17 protein-coding genes, 1 tRNA gene and 1 pseudogene are annotated in these 20102 nt (G+C 63.4%); 13 read left to right on the plus strand and 6 right to left on the minus strand.

What is annotated here, in order from left to right; translation table 11 throughout:
* The 3 genes and pseudogenes from Y706_RS27715 to Y706_RS0102800 form a co-directional block, all read right to left on the minus strand.
* Window positions 1-212, minus strand: a pseudogene (locus Y706_RS27715) (alanine dehydrogenase); the annotation flags it as partial.
* The gene (locus tag Y706_RS29540) at window positions 209-358 is read right to left on the minus strand and encodes a hypothetical protein (protein ID WP_018774018.1); all 150 of its coding nucleotides are present in this window, start codon (window positions 356-358) and stop codon (window positions 209-211) included. The pseudogene Y706_RS27715 and the gene Y706_RS29540, both read right to left, overlap by 4 nt.
* 89 nt (window positions 359-447) lie before the next feature.
* Window positions 448-521: transfer RNA gene (locus Y706_RS0102800), tRNA-Gly, on the minus strand.
* A 724-nt stretch (window positions 522-1245) separates the two neighbouring features.
* Here Y706_RS0102800 and Y706_RS0102805 point away from each other — a divergent pair.
* The 4 genes from Y706_RS0102805 (at window position 1246) to Y706_RS23275 (ending at window position 5614) form a co-directional block, all read left to right on the plus strand.
* Window positions 1246-2733 (plus strand): sugar transferase, encoded by a 1488-nt coding sequence (locus Y706_RS0102805; RefSeq protein WP_043434532.1) that lies wholly within the window; start codon window positions 1246-1248, stop codon window positions 2731-2733.
* 44 nt (window positions 2734-2777) lie between these two features.
* Entirely contained in the window at window positions 2778-3743 is a 966-nt protein-coding gene (locus Y706_RS0102810) for an NAD-dependent epimerase/dehydratase family protein (protein WP_028275373.1), read from the plus strand.
* 6 nt (window positions 3744-3749) lie between these two features.
* On the plus strand, window positions 3750-5009 hold the full coding sequence (locus tag Y706_RS23270; protein ID WP_043434405.1) for a glycosyltransferase family 4 protein: 1260 nt from the start codon (window positions 3750-3752) through the stop codon (window positions 5007-5009).
* 140 nt (window positions 5010-5149) lie between these two features.
* Window positions 5150-5614, plus strand: coding sequence for an LbetaH domain-containing protein (locus Y706_RS23275; protein WP_253906678.1), 465 nt, complete (start codon window positions 5150-5152; stop codon window positions 5612-5614).
* Between the two features lie 14 nt (window positions 5615-5628).
* Here the strand turns inward: Y706_RS23275 and Y706_RS23280 are convergent, their stop codons facing one another.
* Window positions 5629-6357 carry an SGNH/GDSL hydrolase family protein gene (locus Y706_RS23280; RefSeq protein WP_162159055.1) on the minus strand — a complete coding sequence of 243 codons (729 nt, stop codon included), beginning with the start codon at window positions 6355-6357 and terminating at the stop codon, window positions 5629-5631.
* Between the two features lie 95 nt (window positions 6358-6452).
* Here Y706_RS23280 and Y706_RS0102830 point away from each other — a divergent pair, with 95 nt between their 5' ends.
* Genes Y706_RS0102830 through Y706_RS0102850 form a run of 5 tightly spaced genes read left to right on the plus strand, consistent with a single transcriptional unit; the run spans window position 6453 to window position 11904 of the window.
* Window positions 6453-7301 carry a glycosyltransferase family 2 protein gene (locus Y706_RS0102830; protein WP_028275374.1) on the plus strand — a complete coding sequence of 283 codons (849 nt, stop codon included), beginning with the start codon at window positions 6453-6455 and terminating at the stop codon, window positions 7299-7301.
* Window positions 7294-8448: a glycosyltransferase gene (locus Y706_RS27375; protein WP_084475881.1), complete on the plus strand. Its 1155-nt coding sequence runs from the start codon at window positions 7294-7296 to the stop codon at window positions 8446-8448. The genes Y706_RS0102830 and Y706_RS27375 overlap by 8 nt, the downstream gene beginning before the upstream one ends.
* Window positions 8432-9874: a hypothetical protein gene (locus Y706_RS0102840; RefSeq protein ID WP_028275375.1), complete on the plus strand. Its 1443-nt coding sequence runs from the start codon at window positions 8432-8434 to the stop codon at window positions 9872-9874. Before Y706_RS27375 ends, Y706_RS0102840 begins: the two co-directional genes overlap by 17 nt.
* Window positions 9871-10629 carry a CDP-alcohol phosphatidyltransferase family protein gene (locus Y706_RS23290; RefSeq protein ID WP_043434411.1) on the plus strand — a complete coding sequence of 253 codons (759 nt, stop codon included), beginning with the start codon at window positions 9871-9873 and terminating at the stop codon, window positions 10627-10629. Before Y706_RS0102840 ends, Y706_RS23290 begins: the two co-directional genes overlap by 4 nt.
* Window positions 10630-11904, plus strand: coding sequence for an MATE family efflux transporter (locus tag Y706_RS0102850; protein ID WP_028275376.1), 1275 nt, complete (start codon window positions 10630-10632; stop codon window positions 11902-11904).
* Between the two features lie 46 nt (window positions 11905-11950).
* Here Y706_RS0102850 and Y706_RS0102855 read toward each other — a convergent pair whose 3' ends face one another.
* Both Y706_RS0102855 and Y706_RS0102860 read right to left on the minus strand, forming a co-directional pair.
* Window positions 11951-13429, minus strand: coding sequence for a glycerophosphodiester phosphodiesterase (locus Y706_RS0102855; RefSeq protein ID WP_084475884.1), 1479 nt, complete (start codon window positions 13427-13429; stop codon window positions 11951-11953).
* A gap of 1 nt (window position 13430) precedes the next feature.
* Window positions 13431-13883 carry an FAD synthase family protein gene (locus Y706_RS0102860; RefSeq protein ID WP_028275378.1) on the minus strand — a complete coding sequence of 151 codons (453 nt, stop codon included), beginning with the start codon at window positions 13881-13883 and terminating at the stop codon, window positions 13431-13433.
* 440 nt (window positions 13884-14323) lie between these two features.
* Between Y706_RS0102860 and Y706_RS0102865 the strand changes: the two genes are divergently transcribed.
* From Y706_RS0102865 to Y706_RS0102880, 4 genes are all read left to right on the plus strand, one after another.
* Window positions 14324-17248, plus strand: a complete 2925-nt coding sequence (locus Y706_RS0102865) for a DNRLRE domain-containing protein (RefSeq protein WP_216699098.1) — start codon at window positions 14324-14326, stop codon at window positions 17246-17248.
* Window positions 17249-17653: 405 nt separating this feature from the next.
* A complete protein-coding gene (locus tag Y706_RS29090) occupies window positions 17654-18007 on the plus strand; it encodes a hypothetical protein (RefSeq protein ID WP_162159056.1) in 354 nt (117 codons plus the stop codon).
* 54 nt (window positions 18008-18061) lie between these two features.
* The gene (locus tag Y706_RS23300) at window positions 18062-19507 is read left to right on the plus strand and encodes a tyrosine-protein kinase domain-containing protein (protein ID WP_052354991.1); all 1446 of its coding nucleotides are present in this window, start codon (window positions 18062-18064) and stop codon (window positions 19505-19507) included.
* Between the two features lie 140 nt (window positions 19508-19647).
* Window positions 19648-20094 carry an SRPBCC family protein gene (locus Y706_RS0102880; protein WP_028275380.1) on the plus strand — a complete coding sequence of 149 codons (447 nt, stop codon included), beginning with the start codon at window positions 19648-19650 and terminating at the stop codon, window positions 20092-20094.
* Window positions 20095-20102 lie beyond the last annotated feature (8 nt).

The following is a 20102-nucleotide window of genomic DNA, read 5'->3' on the forward strand; positions in this document are numbered from 1 at the left end:
TGCTGTCGGGGCGCGATGCGCCCCACGAGGGGTGCAAGATCGGCGTCGGACCGGCCGAAGCGCTCGCCGTAGCCTTCCTCGAGGATCAACCGGTCCCGGATCTCCGGCGCGATGCGGTCCAGGTGCAGGGCGTGGATCGGGAGGCGCCGCTCGTCCGGTTTGCGTGTGCCGGCGAGGATACCGAGCGTGAGGTAATTCGGTGAACGGGTCACTTCTTTTTGGGGCTCGCCGTCTTTGCGGCGGTCACTTTATCGAGGGAGCTGGCCGGCGCTGAAGCGGCCCTCTTGTCAGCGCGCTTTTCCTTAATGGATTTGCCGGATTTTTTGGATGCTGCTTGACGGGGGGATTTGTCAGCCATGATTGCTCCTGTAGCGGAACCGAAGAGGTTCCTGACTTCCGACGATACAGGTAGCAACCTAATAAGAGCCCGGGATCCTGCGGGGTATGTGGAGCGGCTGACGGGAATCGAACCCGCGTATCAAGCTTGGGAAGCTAGCGCTCTACCATTGAGCTACAGCCGCAGAGGGACCGGCCTGAATTCCAGCCGTGAGTCCCGATCAACGAGGATTACATTACCTCAGTCTGAGTTCAAGGTTGTACACCCCGCGCTCGCCTGGCCGGTACCGCGCCAGGGTTGCGCGATTGTGACCGGATGGCGCGCCTGCGGTGTCCCTCGCTCTGAAGATCGCTGATCCCGGCATCCGGGCCCGTCATTTCCCCGAAACGCTGTGGGAACACCTCGTTCATGTGCACAGAAAGCGAGCCGAAACCGCACCCCGAAATGGGTAGTGCTGTCTCGAATCCGGGTAATGAGCGCAAGTAGTCCGCCGGTGGCGGCGAATTTGACGAGTGGTCCACCAACTCAAGAGGGGTAGGCCACACTCGTGTGCAGCAGAAAGCCATCGAATTTACTGGAGGAGACCACAGCCAACCGAGTCGCTAGAAGGTCTCACATGTACGACCAAAAGTGGATGGTGGCCCGTCCTTTGTTGCCAACGGGTGGGTTTGCCCAGCCAAACGTGCCGGATCAAGGCCACCCGCGGGCCAGGCAATTGGCGCGGCATCAGGGCCGCCGGACGGCCGGGTTCAGCGGTCCGGTTGGCGCCATTGGCGGCAAGCATGAGTGAGCTCAAGCAGCGCGTTCCGGTCCATACGGGGTATCGATCCCCGGATCATGTCCGGGTCACCCCACGAACGCAAGATTCACCGAGGTCTGCTGCCGGCGCGGCAGCCTTAGCCCCGCCCATCCCATTTCCCGACTTCAGGTCGGCGAAACTCCGGCTTGCGAGCAGCTCCCGTCACGAGGGCATTCGTTGGGCAAACCGTTATCGGCATCTGCTGATAGCCGCAGACGCCCTGGTCATTGCGGCGGTGACTGCGGCGGCCCACATCACCCGGTTCGGGTTGAGCACAGTAAGTTCGGTGCAAGTGGGCGAGCTCCGAGTGGATTACCTCTACATTTCGGTGGTCATCGCGGCCGCCTGGATGCTTGCGTTGGGGCTGTACAAGAGCAGGGACACGCGGATCGTCGGAATCGGAATCGACGAATACAGGCGGGTCGTCAGCGCAAGCGCAATGCTTCTGGGCCTCATCGCTCTGGTTTGCTTTGTCCTGAATATCGACGTGGCCCGGGGATTCTTCGCGCTGGCCCTGCCCGCCGGGCTGACCGGCCTGCTCGCGGCACGCTGGAGCATGCGTCAGTGGCTGTCCAGGCAGCGGGTTCACGGCCATTACCTTTCGCGCGTGATCGTGTTGGGCCGGCCGAATGACGTCCGGTACGTCGTCAGCCAGATCGAAAAGAAGTCTGGTGCGGCGTACAAGGTCGTGGGTGTCGCACTTTCCGGGTCCACCGGCGCCGGCACCTTCACCCAGGGCAGCCATGTCCTCAACGTCATTGGAGACGAGCGGAGCGTCGTGGAAGCAGTGGCTTCCGTGGACGCCGATGCTGTCATCGTGGCCGGACCCATGAAGGGCGGCAGCCGTTACATACAACGACTCGGATGGAAGCTGGAACAGTCGTCCACCCAGTTGATCCTCACCACCGGACTGACCAACGTCGCAGGTCCCCGGATCCACTCCCGTCCCGTGGAGGGTCTGCCCCTCATGCACGTGGAACTGCCGCAGTACGCCGGCGCCAAGCATGCTCTGAAGAGGCTGTTCGACATCACGTTGGCCGCCGCGGCCCTGGTGGCGCTCATCCCTGTGTTTCTGGTCCTCGGGGTGATGATCAAGCGGGACAGCCCCGGGCCCGTGATCTTCAGGCAGGAACGGGTAGGTCGCGGCGGTGAGAAATTCAACATGCTGAAATTTCGGTCGATGGTCGAAACCGCGGAGGACGATCTCGCCGGGCTCCTGGAACACAACGAGGGCGCGGGTGTGCTCTTCAAGATGCACAACGATCCGCGGGTCACCGGGGTCGGCCGCTGGATGCGCAAGCACTCCCTCGACGAACTGCCGCAGTTCTGGAACGTCCTTAAGGGCGACATGAGCCTGGTCGGTCCACGGCCCCCGCTGCAGCGCGAGGTCGACAACTACCACCACAAGGTGCTCCGGCGGCTCTACATCAAACCGGGCCTGACAGGCATGTGGCAGATCAATGGGAGATCGGAGCTGAACTGGCGTGACAGCGTCCGACTGGATTTGTACTACGTCGAAAACTGGTCGCTGGCCGGAGACCTGATCATCCTTTGGCGCACAGCAAAGATGCTCATCAATCCGGTCGGGGCCTACTGACAAACCGAGGTTTTCTGTTCTACAAAATTGAGAAAGGCAAGGCAATGACCACACTTGTTTCGGGGGCTGGTGGATTCATCGGAGGCCATTTGGTGGCCCAACTCCTCAAAGAGGGACAATCAGTCCGGGCAGTAGACCGCAAGCCTTTTGCAGAGTGGTACCAGGTGCACCCGGAGGCGGAGAACATCCAGGGCGACTGCTCGCTGCTGGAGACGGCCCGCGAGGCTAACCGGGGCGTGCAGTACGTCTACAACCTCGCCGCCGACATGGGCGGCATGGGCTTCATTGAAAACAACAAGGCGGCCTGCATGCTGACTGTGCTCACCAGCACCCACATGCTCATGGCAGCGCAGGAAGCAGGCGTTGAGCGGTTCTTCTACAGCAGCTCTGCCTGCGTTTATGCTGCCGGACATCAAACGTCGTCTAACGTCATCGCACTGCGTGAAGAAGACGCGTACCCCGCACAGCCGGAAGACGGCTACGGATGGGAGAAGCTCTTTACCGAGCGTATGGCCCGGCATTACCGCGAGGACTTCGGGCTGCAGACCAGGATCGCCCGGTATCACAACGTCTATGGCCCGCACGGCACTTGGGACGGTGGGCGGGAGAAGGCGCCGGCCGCACTCTCGCGCAAGTTCGCACGGGCGGCACTGACAGGCGACACCAATCTTGAGATCTGGGGCGACGGGGAACAGACCCGCAGCTTCATGTACATTGACGACTGCATCCAGGGCACTAAAGACGTCCTGCACGGCGATTTGACCGAGCCCGTCAACCTCGGATCCTCTGAGCTGGTCTCGATCAACCAGATGGTGGATCTCCTCGAGCAGATCTCCGGCACCGTGGTGACCAGGCACTACAAGCTCGACGCCCCGCAGGGAGTCCGCGGGCGGAACAGCGACAACACTCTCTTCCATGCCACGTACGGCTGGGAGCCGTCCATCACGCTCAGGACGGGACTGGAAAAGACCTACGAGTGGATCTTCGACCAGCTCAAGGCGCAGGGGTGAACCCCCGTGCGCATCCATATTCACGACTTCGCCGGGCACCCATTCCAGGCGGAGCTCTCCCGGGAACTCGCCGCGCGGGGACACGACGTCGAACACGCCTACGCGACCCAGTACCCCAGTGGCAAGGGAAAGCTGGAGCGCCTGGACGGTGACCCGGACGCGCTGACTTTCCGCGGAATCACCGCCGTGAGGACCTTCGAGAAGTATTCGCCGCTGGGACGGATGCGGTTCGAGAAGTCATTTGCCCAAGCTTGGGTCAGCCACCTCGAGCAGGCCCGTCCCGATTGCGTCGTGGCATGCAACGTTCCGTTGTTCGTCCTGAACAGATTCAGCTCAACGATGGCCAAGTCGGGGCAGCCCTGGGTGTTGTGGCATCAGGACCTCTTCAGCAGAGCCATCGGAGAAGAGATCAGGAAGCGGCTGCCTGCGGCTGTGGGTCCGGCAGCGCAGCGATGGGTCACCAGCACGGAGAAGAACCTGGTCCGCAGTGCCAGCCAGGTCGTCGCAATCGGCGAGGAATTCCGCCGGGCGTACCGGCGCTGGGGCCTCGATGTGCGCCACGTTTCTGTCATTCCAAACTGGGCGCCGCTCGGTGAGATCCTGCCCGGGCCAAGGGACAACGGGTGGGCGCGCTCCCATCTCCCGCAGGGCCGGGAGATACGTCTGCTCTATGCCGGAACGCTCGGCCGGAAGCACAACCCGCTGCTGTTGATTGACCTCCTGCGCGCCGCCCTGGGCAAGGGCATCCCGGCGCGCCTCGTGGTCGCCTCGGAGGGGGAAGGGATTGAAGCCGTGCGCCAGATCGCTGAACGGCAGCCGGAATTGCCGATCACCCTGCTGCCGTTCCAGCCTGCTTCCGAACTCTCTGAAATGCTCAGCTCCGCTGATGTGCTCCTGGCCCTCCTTGAGCCCGGGGCGTCAAAGTTTTCGATACCCAGCAAGGTGCTCTCGTCCCTGGCGGCCGGCCGTCCCGTCCTGGGACTCATGCCGCGGGACAATCCAGCGGCCGTGGACATCGGGGCGGCCGGCGGGTATGTCGGGACTCCGGACGCTCAGGGTGTGGTGGGTGCCTCCGATTGGCTCCAGGGGATGGTCCAGTCGCCAGGGGCACTTGTCTCCGCCGGAGAGCGAAGCCGCCAGCTTTCCGTCGAGCGGTTTGGTATTGGTCCGATCGCCACCCGATTCGAAGAAGTGCTGGCCAAAGCCGTTGCGGACCGCCGTCTGGCACCACAAGGGTCCGCGCAGACTGCCGAGGCGGTGTCCTGATGCCAGCACAATCATCGCCCGACGCCGGACCAGGGCGGCAGACGCCTGTCATTGACCTGGCTCAGGCGCCGGGCGCCGGTGAAGCCTGGGACCGGCCACGGGCGATTGTCTATCTGTGGGGGGCCTGCGAGCTATTGTTCGTGAGCAACCCTTGGCAGATAAGTTCACGGCTTCGGGTCGCCGTGCTGCGGGCTTTCGGCGCCGAGATCGGTCCGGGCGTCACATTCCGGCCCCGCACCCGCGTCAAGTTTCCGTGGAAGCTGCACATCGGGGCCGGCTGCTGGATTGGTGAGGGCGTCTGGTTCCACAACCAGGACGATGTCTACATCGGCGCCAACGCTGTGGTTTCACAGGAATGCTTCATCACCACGGGAAGCCACCGGGCCCGCAGCGACATGGGCCTGATAACCAGCCCCGTTTACATTGACGATGGTGCATGGGTCACCTCGCGTTGCATGGTGCTCGGCGGAGCCCACATTGGCCAGTCAGCCGTCGTGGAGCCGCTCACCGTGGTCCGAGGTGACATCCCGCCGAATGCTGTCTACGGGCGGGTGCCGGGCCCCTCAGTGATCAGGGAACGGTTCCGGGGAAATGATGTCCTGTGATGGCACAATGCATCCTAGGGGGTAGCCATGGTGGCCAGGGTCTTGGAAATCAACGCATACATCTTGTCGGCGAGGTACTGATGGCCGGCGTCGGTCGGGTGGACGCCGTCGGCGCCGATGAGCTTGGAATCGGCGCCGAAGAACCAGCGCTCGCTCAACGGGTCGACGAACTGAATGCCTCCGGCAGACGCTGCCCCGGCGATCGCCTTGCTGTCACTGGTGATGAAGTCCGGCACCCGCTCGTTGACCCAGGCCGGCCCGACGACGATCAGCTTCGCGTGGGGCGCCCGCTCGTGGATCTTTGTGTAGAGGTCCGTCGCAGCCGCGGCCATTGTTGCAGGGTCCTGCTTACCGTCGTTCCTGCTCCCGAAGACGAGAACCAGATCTGCCGTCGAGCGCAGGCTGGTGGTGGCGGCTTCGGCGAACGTGACTTTCTCGGTTCCCCTGACGATGTACCCGGCGCCGGGATGGCCGATGACGTTCATGTCGACCGGGTGGGATTCCGAGTAAAAGCGGGACCCGACGATCTTTGCCCAGTTGGCTGCTCCGTAGCCACCCTGGTCGGAGCCAACAACGTAGGAGTCGCCGATGATGTCAACGTTCGGTACCGCGGCACGGCTCGATTCCGGCGTGCTGGCAGCTGGAGCCGGCGAGGGACCGGCCCCGTTGCCCCGCGCGGTGAATGCCAGCACAGCAATCATGACCGCCACGACGGCCAGCAGGCCAAATCCAACTTCTTTCACGTGACGGAACCGGAAGGATGATCTGGTCCTGTTTGTGCTCTTCAGAAAATCCATTCGCAAAGACTATCGGCAATCCACTCTCGAGGGGGAAGTGAATGCAGAAGATACCAGCTTCGGTCCTGATTCAGACGAAAAATGAAGAGGCGAGCATCGAGAGGTGCCTGGCGGCACTGAGCGACTTCGACGAGGTCATCGTGGTCGATTCAAACAGCGCCGATCGGACCGCGGAACTTGCCGCCGCCGGCGGTGCGACCGTTATTAACTTCACCTGGAACGGAGCCTACCCGCAGAAGAAGCAGTGGCAGCTTGAACATGCGCCGACGCGCCACCCCTGGATCCTGTTTCTTGACGCCGACGAATTTCCGAGCCGGGAACTGATCGAGGAAATCGCCGTCATCGTCTCGGATCCACTGGAACGCCGTGTGGCTTTCGACATCCCCATCTCCTATCACTTCGCCGGGAAGGTTCTCAAACACGGCCACCGGGTGGTCAAGCGTTCGCTGTTAAAGCGGGGCTTCAACCGCTATGAGGACACTGGTTTGGTGAATCTCCCGGTGATGACAGAGCTGGAAGTGCACTACCAGCCAGAGGCGACGGGTGAGGTGGGACGCACAGCGGGCCTGCTGGCACACCACGATCTGGATCCGGTCCGCACCTGGTTCGACAGGCACAACAAGTACTCCGACTGGGAGGCCTACATCCATGCCGACCCGGCCATGCGGCGCTCGGTGCGCTCGTCGAAAAGCCAGCAAGGCCAGCGCTTTGATGTCGTCCCGTTCAAACCAGTTGCCTTCTGGGTCTACAGCTACATCGTCCGGCGCGGCTTCCTGGACGGACGGGCCGGCCTGGACTACGCCGTCGCCCTGGCTACGTACTACTGGCAGATCGGCCTGAAAACCCGCGAACTACAGCAAAACGGCCATCGGCTGGCTGAGCATGTCTGAAAATCGCGCATCGTCGAGGCCGCCCCTGAGCGTGCTGCAGATCGGCGGCCTGGCCGGCCCGGGGGCCGTCGCGGGCGGCGTCTGGGCGGTCGCGCGCATGCAGAGTGCAGCGCTGGTGCGCCACGGTGCCGCTGTTGAACTCGTCGGCGGCTGGCTCGGCGGCCGGCCGGCCACTCGACCGGAACCGCATGAAAGAATCTTCCGCGTCCGGCGCCCTTTCCGGGGCGCGCGTCTCAGGGGCCTGATTGGGGTTGGCCTCGTCAGGCATGTTTGGGACCGGAGCCGCCAGGTCGACGTCGTCCAGCTGCACCTCTGCCGCGACTTCATCACGACCTTCAGCGCCCTGGTGCTCCGCGGTGCTGCCATTCCCGTCATCGCGCAGGCCCACGGCATGCTTGCAGCACCGCGTTCGCGCGGGTTGCGGGTGTTCGATGCGCTGATCTTCCGGCGGGCGATGCGGACGCCGCAAATATGGCTGACCCTGACGGAGGCCGAAGAAAAGAACCTTGAGTCCCTCGGCGTGCCCAGGACGAAGATGCGCCGGGTGGTGAACGCTACAGCCGACCCCGGCACCGTGTGGGAAGACCCGCAGACCCCCACCTTTCTGTTTGTTTCGCGGCTGGCGGCGCGCAAGCAGCCCACGGTGTTCGTCGAGGCAGCAATTGCCCTCCTGCGGGGGGGATCGGAAGCCCGGTTCGTGGTTGCCGGACCTGATCAAGGCGAACTGGAGAGCGTGCACCGTTTGATCGATGCATCAGGCTTCCGGGACCGGTTCGATCTTCCGGGGGAGTTGACGGAACCTCAGGTGCTGGAGGCGCTGTCCCATGCGACCGCCGTCGTTTTGCCCGCCCGCCACGAGCCTTACCCGATGGTGATCATCGAGGCGGCGGCTGTGGGTACGCCCATCATCCTGACCTCGGAATGTGGACTGGCCGCGCCCTTGCAGAAAGCGGGAGCGGCGGTTGTCGCCGCCCCCACGGCCGGGGCCTTCCAGGCAGCCATGGCCACGGTGGCGGCCAGCCAGGATCTGCGGCTCCGGCTGAGTGCGCGGGCCCGTGAGCTGCACCTGGGTCTCTGGTCTGCCGAATCCCTCGCGGAAAGTCTCCTGGGATTGTATGCGGAGGCGATAGATGCTGGCCGGCAGTGACCTCCGGAGCCCGGTCAGCCTGCCGGGCGAGAGGAAGTCAGGAATCGGCGCGGCGCTGGCGATCCTGACTTTCTTGTGTTTTGCCGTCGCCATACCGCTCATCCTGCGGTCGACGTCGGAAGCCACCTACAGCGACACTGACTTCCTCATCCGATATTCGGTGCTCCTCTACGCGGCTTTCCGCATGAGCGCCATTCTCTGGAAAGACCAGGTGCGCCCGGTAGCCGGTGTCTTCTGGATGTTCGTCTACATCTGCCTGGGCGTGGTTCCACTGGCCCAATTGTCAACCGGTGCGTCAACCATCCTTGCCGTCCAGGTCGACGACTCGACCTTGTACGCGGCAACCGCCATCACTCTTCTTGGCTGCGTCAGCTTCGACCTGGCCTATCACCTCAGACTCTTCAAGAACTTGGGCGGCCCGGCTCCCGTGCGCAAGCTGCGGAGCATGGAAACCCTGAGGATCTTTGCGGCAGCCGCGATCCTGGGCGGGTTGATATACGTGGCTCAGGTCGGCGGAATCAGCGTGTTCTTTGCCAGCCGGCAGGAGGCGAGCCAGGCCCTGGACCAGGTAAGCCCCGACAGCGGGCAAGCCGCCCGGGCGATCATCTCCGCCTTCGGCTCCGTAACCTGCCTGGTGGCGCTCATTTTCTACATCCACATATTCCGGGTCCTCCGAAGTTCCCTCAACCTGCTTGACACCGTATTAATAGTCGGCCTGGTGGTGCTCAACGTCGTCGTCAACAACCCGATCTCCAACTCCCGTTACTGGACGCTGGCCGTGCTTTTCGGCTTGGTCATGCCGCTCATCGGGTCACGCAAAGCCCTCTTCAACGTGGCGATCGTCGGCGGCGTGGTGGCGGCGATCTTCCTTTTTCCGCTAAGCGACATCACCCGCCGGGCGGCGGGGACCGGCGTCATGCTCCAGACGGACTCGGTGTGGCGGATGATCTCGACCAAGGACTATGACCAGTTCAGCATGCTCGCCAATACCCTTGGGTTCACCCGGGATGAGGGACTGACCTGGGGGTACCAGTTCCTGGGCGCCGTGCTGTTTTGGGTGCCGCGCGTCGTCTGGCCGACCAAACCGCTCGACAGCGGTGTTGAGGTCGGCCAGTGGATGAGCAGTGCCAACGTCAACCTGTCGTCCCCGCTGTGGGCAGAGGCCTGGATCAATTTCGGAGTCCTCGGGGTGGCGGTCACATTCGCCCTGCTGGGACTGCTGAGCAGAAGGCTCGACGTCGGCTTCGGCGCGGGTGCCTTGTCCGCCGGATCGGTGGGCTATCTGGGCGTCGCCATTTTCTCCGGGTACATGTTTATCCTGCTCCGCGGCTCTTTGCTGCAGTCGATGGGGAGGCTGCTGATCCTCGCCCTGGCCATTGCTGTTCTGAGCGTGAGTACCAAACGAAAGCCAGGTGACACGAAATGAGTACGGACAAGCTCGAGCGTCCACATGCCGCAGGGCCCGGTTTTGCCCAGTCCTTCAGGGAGCTCAGCCTGGCGCAGAAGGGCAAGAAAGGGGTGCCCCTGTACTGCCTGTACGTCAACCGGCCGGCCGGCCGGGTGGTCGCAGCCGCGCTCAGGAACACCCGGTTCGGGCCAAACCAGGTGACTTTCGCGGGGGCGTTCCTTACCTACGGGGCGTTGCTGTGGCTGGCCCTCGGGGCAGGAACCGGGGCAGGTTCCGCCCTGGTCGGAGTAGTGCTCGCCGCCGGGTTTGTCCTCGACTCGGCAGACGGGCAGCTGGCAAGGCTCCAGGGACGGAGCTCAAAATTGGGTGAGTGGCTCGACCATGTGCTGGACAGCGGGCGGATCGTCGTTCTGCACGGAGCCGTATTCTGCTTCCTGCTGCGCACAACTTCCATTCCGGCGCTGCAGCTGGCCGCGCTGTGCGGCGTGTTCCTTTTCGCCAACTCCACAATCTTCTTCGCCGGCGCCCTGTTCGATCAGCTGACCCGTCAGGCGGGGAAGCGCCCGTCACCTCCCGGCCACGATGGCTGGGCTTCCATAAAGCGATCAATCCTCACGTTGCCAGTCGACTACGGCGTGACGTGCCTGGCCCTGATGACCGTGCCGTGGAGCGGCATATTCCTGCCCAGCTACGCGGCACTGGCGATCTTCCATTGCGTCTTCTGCGCCGCCTATGTGGCGAAGTTTTCCCGTGCCCTGGCAAGGATGGACTAGATGGCCCGCCTGAGCAGGTATGTCGCCTTCGGCGATCAGGCCGTATCCAGCATCTCGAACTTCGTCGCGGTAGCCATTACGGCCAATGTCGCGACCCCTGGCCAGTTCGGTCAGTTCTCCCTGGGCTATGCGGGGCTGCTCCTGTTCCTGGGCGCCCAGCGTGCGCTTATCGGAGAGACAATGCTGGTCAAATACTCCGCCGCGGGCTCCCTGAAACCCCCGGTGAGAAGAGGCGTTTTGGGTGCCAGCGTACTGGTCGCAGCGGCCACGGTTCCCTTGCTGCTGGCCGGCGCCGTCGTGGCTGACCAATCGGCCCGCCTCATCTGGTTTGTCATCGCCGCGAGCCTGCCCTTCGTGCTCCTCCAAGACACGCTCCGGTACATGTTTATCTGTGAGCACCGTCCATGGCGGGCGCTGCTCATCGACGCTGTGTGGGCCGTCTTGTCGATCACATCCATGGTGGTTGTCGCGTCCACCACCGGAGCCGTGTGGGCCGTCGTTCTGTGCTGGGGCGGCGGCGCAGCGGCAGCATTGGTCCTGGGACTCCTGCTGGGGCGGGTGCTGCCTTCGCTGCGCGACGGCAGGCGCTGGCTGGGCGTCAACCGCAACCCCGGGCTTCGCTATCTCGGGGAGTTTTCAGCGCTCAATGCGTCCAACTTCGTCGTGCTGTATCTCTTGGCGCTGCCTCTGGGTGCTGCTGGCGTGGGTGCGCTGCGGGCGGCGCAATTGCTGTTCTCGCCGCTCAACACCGCTTTTTCCGCTATCAAGATGGCTGTCATTCCCGAGCTCGTGCGCTCCAAGGGCACTGCGGTCTTTCGAATGCGGCTGATCGAAACGGCTGTGGTCGTGGCTGCCATGGCCGGGCTGTGGGGCGCGGCCGTCATGCTGCTGCCGGGCTCCATAGGGGCCCTGGTGCTCGGCGCATCCTGGGAGGCTGCGTCCGGGCTGCGACTTCCTTACTTGGTGCAATACGTCGCGATGGTTCCCTACACCGTCTTGCTGGCCTACTACAGGTCCGTCCAGGCGAACAGGCTGTCGACGCTCATGCGGGCAGTTCTGGCCCTTCTGACGCTTGTGCTGCCTCTTGCCCTGGCGTATGCAGGCGGCACCGTTGGCGCCGCCTGGGCGTTTGCGCTGGCAGTCGCGGCCGCGGTTGTCGTCGGGGGGACCGCCACCGTTGTGTCGAGATCCCGTTCCCGTTCCCGGACAGAATCGTCGTTGCATCGGCCCGATGCGGCGGAAGTCGAGCTCCGGCGGGCTGCTGACGCCCGGTGAGCGCGGCAGAAACACGGCGGGTGGCCGGCCCTGCCCGGCATCTGGTCTAGGTGACCGTGACACCCCTGAACTGGACGGGGACCGGGGCAGGGTAATCCTTGCAGAGACTGATGTAGCCCCCGCGATACTGCCGGTCCATCGTCTCTCCTGACCAGCCGGCGCCGTCTACCCTCGAGAACCGGATGGAGGACGGCGTAACGTCGATTTTGAAGTGCATCCATTCCCCGGGCTTCACGGGTGACGTCGCGATCGTCTGTAGCCGTGTGCCGGCGGGATTGCCTGGGTCGCGCCGGTACAGGACCAGCTCTCCGGCCGGCCGAATGATCAGGTGATATCCCCCGACGCTGCTTGGCACCAACACCCGGTAGGGGGTGTCATCCTGTTGCCCGAAAGCTATTCCGGCGTGCTGAAGGTTCGACGGAAGTTCCTGGGGCCAACACATTTCGAACGTAATGCTGTGGATCTCTTTCGTGACAGGACCCATTGAACCCAGCCGGTAGCTGAAGTTCTCGCTCTTATCCAGCACTACTGATGCCGACGCCGCGTCGATCACCGGTTGGGCTCCCCAGCCTTGGTCAACAGTCCAAGGAAGGTCGCCGGCGGCCCGGGAACCGGTCGAGAACGTGTCCTGAGGTTCCGCGGTCGCCGACGTCACGTAGGGGATGTTTGAGCACATCAGGCCTTGAACGCCCAGGCTGGTCACGCGGTTGGCAGCGGAACGGGTATGGACTTCCCAGCAAATGACGGGCTTGCCGTAGGCCACGACCTTACGGACCGTCGCGTCATCGGCGGTGTGGTAAACGCCAAGATAATCGAATCCGGCGGCGAGCTCGTCCAAACGGGGAATGGCATCCGGCATGAAGTACCCCCACGTTTTGTAGCCGCGCTTGGCGGCTGCCGCAACCTGGAGGGCGGGGGCCGGTTGCTTCCAGATGAAATGCCCGGTGGAATTCGGGTAGCTGTCCATCAGGTCAAGAAGCGTTCTTGTGTTCGTGCCTTGTTTGTCTTCGATGAAAATGACATGCGAAGCCGCGAACCGGTCAAGGACGTCCCGTAGCTTCGGAATAGGCTCAAGGGCCGTCGACGGGCCAAGCCAAGCGCGGGCATCGACCCGGAGGCCGCTGAGCTCGGCATAGGTAAGTTCCGCGACCTTGCGGTCTTGCCCGGTCACTCTGAGCGCACTTTGGTCGTGATGGCACACCAGCACGCCGTCCTTGGTGGCGTTCACCGAAACTTCGAGCGCCGGAACACCGGAATTCACCGACTGCTCATAGGCGTGCATAGTGTGTTCCGGCCAGTTATCTCCTGAGCCGCGGTGAGCCACAATAAAACGATCATTTTCGAATAGCGTGGCTACCGTGTGAATTGGTGGAGCTTGAACAGGCGGACGGGCCGGCGTGCATCCGGCCAGAAATAATCCCGATGCTCCAAGGAAGATGGCCTGGCGCCGGGAGAGCGCTCTGCGATCATCCGGAATATTCCCGGTGCCGGTTCCGGATTTCCCTGCACTTCGATTTGCATGCATTTCACGCCTTCAATGACTCGTTGTCTTCAAGGCCGCTATCAAGCAGGTTCAGCGCGCGCCGCAGCAGGGTGCTGGAGGTGTGAACGGTGTAGGGAAAATACACCACCTCGACGCCGAGCGCCAGCATGCCGGCTTCGAGGCGGTTTCCCTTTTCTGTTCCGCGCCAATCATCGCCTTTGAAAATTACATGGAAGCCAACTGCATGCCAGGCGTCTACTTTGTCCGGGTAGTTGTCGACCACCACCTCGTCGACAAGCCGGATATTCCGGACGATCTCAAGCCGTTCGTGAAGAGGCACGACAGGCTCTCTGTTCTTCATGAGCAGTGTCGCTTCGGTGGAAGCCACTCCGGCGACCAGATAGTCGCAGTGCAACCGTGCATGTTTGAGCAGGTTGAGGTGCCCGACATGGAAAAGATCGTAGACACCGGATGCATAGCCGATACGAACAGTCACAACGAACTCGATTCTTCACGAATGCCGAATAGGTCATAGGCACCGGCCGGCCGTCGAGGCGCTGGGCTGGTCCCCCCAATTCCATGCTGAGGGTGTTATTGCCTGACGGAAAGCACTTTGGGGAGAAACGCGTGGGCGGGCGGCTAAAGCAGGTAGCGGGACTAGTAAGACAAGTAGGAGGGGTGGAAAAGCTAGTAGGAGCAACCGTTCCCGCCCTTGGTCTTTGCTGATTTGATCTTGGTAGCTTCAGCCCTGAAGTTCATGATTACGTAACCGGGGGGGACTCCATGCGTCAAAAAATTCCAGCTGTTCTAGCGGGCATAGCGCTGGCGGTGGCGCCGTTAATTGCCACCAGCAGCTCCGCGCTCGCTCTATCTCCGGGAGTTGCGTTTTCCGCCAACGCCCTCCCGACTTGGCAGACAAACGGCGTTGCCTGGACCATGGCCCAGTCAAACGGCGTTGTCTACGCCGGCGGAACTTTCACCCAGATCCGGCCTCCTGGCACCGCCGCCGGCAGCGCCCAGTCAAGAAATGCGGTGAACTTCGCGGCCTTCGACGCGTTCACCGGCAACCCGACTTCCTGCGCCTTGTCCGTGACGGGCGGGACAGGTACAACCGTTCGTGCCCTGGCGGTAACTCCGGACGGCAGCCGGCTCTATGTGGGCGGTCTGTTTGGGGCCATCAACGGCGTCAACACCACCCGCATCGCTGCCGTCAAGCTTCCTGGCTGCACGGTAGACACGACCTTCCGACCGGCAATCGTCTCGGCCACGGTCCGGACAATCGCCGCCACGAACACCGCCGTCTATTTCGGTGGCGACTTCCAAACGGTCGGGACCGAGGCCCGCAGCCGCTACGCGGCCATGGACTCAAACGGCGCGCTCCTTCCATGGGCACCGGCCGTCAACGCGTCAGCCCGCGCGCTGGACATCCCCGCCGGCCGCAACGTGGCCGTCCTCGGTGGCGATTTCGCAACTGTGAACGGCGTGGCATCCCAGTCGATCGCCGTCGTCGATACGAACACCGGGGCGAACGTAAGGGCATACGGCGCAACGTTCATCTCGCGCACGTCATTTACAAAGTCCATCGTTGACGACGGGCAGAACTTCTACATCGGCAACGAGGGCACCGGAGGCGGCGTCTTCGACGGACGGGCACGATTCAGCCTTGACACCTACGACCAGGTGTGGAGGGACACCTGCCTCGGAGCTACCCAGGCGGTGGACGTCTACGGCGGTGTCCTCTACGCCGCCAGCCACGAGCACGACTGCTCGACCATGAATGAAATGGCAGACGGCGTCCGGCAGCACCTGACGGCACAGAGCGTCAACGCCCCGGCGCCCCAGCTGGGGTGGAGCCCTGATACCAACGACGGGATTGGTGAGGGCATTGGCCCCAGGGCCATCGTCCACACGAACCGGGGTTCGGGCGACATGCTCTGGGTCGCCGGCGAATTCACCACCACCAACGGCACCGCCCAGCAGGGCCTGACCAGGTTCGGCCCCGGCCCGGGAACGGTGGCACCGTCCTCGCCCAGCAACGTCAGCGCGGAAAGCGTCAAGGCCGGCGAAAACCAGATCCGGTGGCGGGCCAGCCTCGACAAGGATGACTCGGAGCTGAGCTACAGCGTCTACCGGAACGGCTCGACGACGCCGCTGGGAACTGTTAATGCCAGCTCGCTGTGGTGGTCGACCGGCCAGGTGTCCTTCACGGACAAGACAGCCGTACCCGGAACGCAGTACAGCTACCGTGTCCGGGCGACTGACGGCACCAACACCGGCCCGCTCTCGGCCTCGGTGGCCGTCACAACAGCGAGGAACACCGCAGCCTACCCGGCCGCTGTCCTTGGGGCAGGTGCCAGTACGTACTGGCGGCTTGACGGCAGCGGTCCGACGGTCGGCGCCGACAGCTCTGCGGGCAACAACCTGGAACTGAGCTATGGCGGACCGGCATTTGCCGGCGACACCGGAGCCATTGCCAATGACACCAGCCGCTCGACGACGTTCAACGGCACGAGCGCATTCGCCTACGGCCAGAACCGGGGCAATGCGCCCACCGTCTACAGCGCGGAGGTGTGGTTCAAGACGAACACGACCCGGGGCGGGAAGATCTTCGGCTTCGGCAGTGGCCAGCCCAACCGGCACGGTACCAATCCCGGACTCAGCAGCAGTTACGACCGGAACCTCTACATGACGAACGCGGGCACGCTGATCTACGGTGTCTACGTCAACGGCACAAGGACGGTTAGCTCGGTTCTGCCCTACAACGACAACGCCTGGCACCACGCCGTGGCGACGCAGGGCAGCGACGGCATGCGGCTTTACGTAGATGGAACCCAGATCGGCGCGCTGCCGACCCAGACTGAAGCGCAAAGCTACTGGGGTTCGTGGAAGATTGGCGGAGACCAGCTGAACAGCTGGCCGTTGCGGCCCTCGAGCAACTACTTCGCCGGCTCCATCGACGAGTTCGCCGTGTACCCGACGGTACTTTCGGCAGCGCAGGTCACCGACCACTTCAACATTGGCAAGGGAATCGGACAGCCGGTCCCCGACACACAAGCTCCCGCGGCCGTGACAGGAGTTGCGGCCGCGGTACATGCCAGTGATGTGGCCGTTTCCTGGAACGCAACCACCGACAACGTCGGGGTTACGGCATACCAGGTCCACCGTTCCGATACCAGCGGGTTCACCCCGTCAGCAGCCAGCCTCGTCGCCACGGTGAACGGGAGCACGCTCAGCTGGACTGACGCGGGCCGTCCGGCCGGAACGTCCTACTATCAGGTTCTCGCCGCCGACGAGGCCGGCAACATCAGCGGCCCGTCCAACGAAGCATCCGCAACGGTGGTCCCGCTCCCGCAGCCGGTCACGCTCACGCTGACACCGACCGCCGACACCTACGTGAACGCGGGAGCGCCGAATACCGCAACAGGGTCCTTCACGACCCTGGCCACCAGGGGTACGTCGGCTTACATCACCTACATGAGGTTCAATGCGTCCGCGCAGGTTCCTGCGGGCCAGCACCTCGTGTCGGCGACCTTGAAGTTCTCAACTACCGCGGATTCCTTTGCCGGGTCCGCCGATCCGCAGCAGACGGTGGCGATGGCCGGTGACTGGTCCGAGGCGACGACGACCTACAACAACCGCCCGCAAACCAGCAGCACCTTGCTGGGAACGCTGACCGGTCCGACGGCACCGAACGCGTCGTACTCAATTTCGCTCGACGCGGACGCAATCTCGGCAGCGCTCGCAGGTGACATCAACTTCTCGATGCAGAGCGCTGGAACCGACAACATGTGGTTCTTCTCGCGGGAAGCCAGTGCTGCCAAACGCCCGGCCCTGGTCCTGAACTTCGAGCCGAATCCCTAGGTAAAAATAGCTCTCGAAAGAAAACATCCCATGTATAACGGTCTCTCGAAATCCCTGGGAATGGTGCTTCTGGCGGCTGCGGTCCTCGCAGCCGCCGGTTGCACCTCCCCCGGAAATCCCAACGCCACGTCCACGTCCGCCAACTCATCCTCCCCGTCCGCCTCAGCTTCTGAGGCTCCGGCCGCTCCTCCGGGGGCTTCCCCCTCGGCTCCCGCCGCGGGAGCCAAGACAGCGGCACCTGCTAACACCCCCACCTCCTCCGGCGAGGCGCAAGCCCCGCAGGCTGCACCCAAGCCCACCTTTGCGCCTCCCGAGCAGCGGTATCTCGTTTCACGGGTCCCCCAGGGCACCGACCCGAACGCTGTCCTCCAAGTCGGACAGGAAAGCTGCGCCCAACTGGAAAATGTGAAGGCCACGGACCAGAAGGCCGTGGTGTCTCACTTGATCGAGAAGGTGGACGCGGAGGTAGTCGCTGCCATTAATGATCTCTGTCCCGGGCTCCAGCCTGAGCTCGATGCCGCGCGCCGAGGCTTCACCGACGGCGACTTCACCATCGGTGCGGCAGCGCCCAAGGAAGGCGGTGGTTCAATCTCCGCAGGTAAGTACGAGGCATGGAATCCCTCTCCGAACTGCACACTGGTGGCCTACGATGCAGCAGGCGGGTCGATTGCGCAATCGAACGGTACGTCGGCCTTCACCATCCCGGCCGGCACCGCCCGCGTCGTGTCGGATGGATGCTACACCTGGCTGGCCGCATGAAACCGCGCCGCTTCGCCTGGAATGCAGCAACCACCGCCTGTGAAAGGACCCGCAATGGACGTCCGTGAACAATTGCTTATATTGCGCCGAAGCTGGCGCCTGATCACTGTCCTGGCGTTGCTGGGAACGATACTCGCGGGCGTGGCATCCCTGCTTACTCCCACGTCCTACACGGCATCGACGAGCCTTTTCGTTTCGACGCAGAACTCGGAAACATCCGCGGAACTGCAACAGGGCAGCGTCTTCGCACTGGCGCGCGTCCAATCATATGTGGACGTCACCTCGAAACCGACCGTGCTCCAACCCGTCATCGACAAGCTCAAGCTCGGCATGACCCCGGAAGCCTTGGCCGCCAAGATCAAGACATCCACCGCGCGCAATACGGTGATCATCGAAATCGAAGCCAGGGACGGCTCCGCCCAGCGGAGCGCCGACATCGCCAACGCCGTCGCTGCCAGCCTCATCACGGCTGTCGCTGACCTGGAGCGGCCCACGAACGGAACGCCGACACCGGTTCGGCTCAGCCCGGTGGACCACGCCACCACGCCGACCGAGCCGTCGAGTCCCAACGCGAAGCTGGACCTCGGCCTGGGCCTTTTGTACGGGCTCGCAGCCGGAATCGCGGCGGCCGTATTGCGCCATGTCCTGGACCGCAACATCCGGACGGAATCGGATTTGCGCAAGATGACTGATCTGCCGCTCTTGGCAGGAATCACTGAACAGACTGCCGGCCGTCTGCCAGGGGCCCCTCCCGCGGTCCTGGGCGGTTCGGGCGCGGAGGCGTTCCGCAAGCTTCGAACGAACCTCCAGTTCGCAGGCGTGAACCGGCCGATGCGCTCGATCGTTGTTACTTCCGCGTCAGCGGGGGAGGGGAAGAGCACGGTCGCGCTGAACCTTGCCGTCACTATCGCCAAGGGCGGCCAGAAGGTCATCCTCGTGGATGCGGATCTTCGTCTTCCTTCAGTTGCTTCAGCGACTGGAATCGAGGGGGGAATCGGACTCACCACTGTCCTTGTCGGAACGTCCAGCCTCGACGACAGCATCCAGTACTGGTCCGACGACGGGTTGGCGCTGCTGGCCTCGGGTCCTCTGCCGCCCAATCCCAGTGAACTGCTCGGTTCAGCAGCCATGAGCCGTCTCCTGGAGGAGTTGCAGAAAAAGTTCGACGTGATCATCGTCGATTCCCCGCCCATCCTCCCCGTCACGGACGCCAGTGTGCTGACCAAAAGCACCGACAGCGTGTTGCTGGTGGTCGGAACGAAGAGGGTGAGCCAACACAGCCTGGCCAAGGCAATCGATCAGCTCAATTTTGTCGACGCCAACATTCTCGGCGTCGTCCAAAACAGGATCCCCCGTCGGGGCCCCGACGCCAACACGGCGTACGTTGCCGGATACGGCGCCGAACATCCCGATCGCATCCCTCCGGTCGAGAACCGCGACGACGGTTCCTTCCGGCCCGCCCACGTTCGCCGCGGCAAGTTCGCGAGTGTGGAAACCTGATGATGACTGCCCCGTAACTCTTCGGTAAAGGACCTGGAGCCGCCGCGGCACTGACGGCCCGGGCGAATATCCTGAATTGGTTAGCTGCGCTGTGGGGGAAGCGGGCTACGCCCATTGCCGTCCGCCAAGCAAGGATTTTCGTGGCATTCGCAGAGTACGACGTCGTCATCCACCGTGACGCCATGAGCGTGTACAACTTCCTCCTGGACCCGGGCCACCTGCCACTCTGGCGGGAGGGGGTCCGGAGCGTGGAACTACACTCCGGTGCCGCCGGCGCCAAAGGTGCCGTGTACCGGCAGACGGTCGCCGGACCGGGCGGACGACCCGTGGCCGCGGACTTCGAAATCGTCGAAGCCCGGACGGGGGCGGAGATCCAGTACCAGGTCATCGTCGGGCCGGCCCGGCCGCACGGCGGCTACTACCTGAGCACCGAGGGTCCCAGCACCCGCGTCCGATTCGCCCTGAACTACGAGCCCCGGGGGTTCATGGTCCGCCTGACTAACCCCTTCCGCCGGCGGATGAAGGCCGAGGTCGGCCAACTCGAGCGGCTCAAGTCCCTCCTCGAAAATATGCCCGCCACGGAATAGACGGTCCG

The sequence above is a fragment of the Arthrobacter sp. I3 genome (assembly GCF_000520575.1).
In the GTDB taxonomy this organism is placed as follows: Bacteria; Actinomycetota; Actinomycetes; order Actinomycetales; family Micrococcaceae; genus Arthrobacter; species Arthrobacter humicola_A.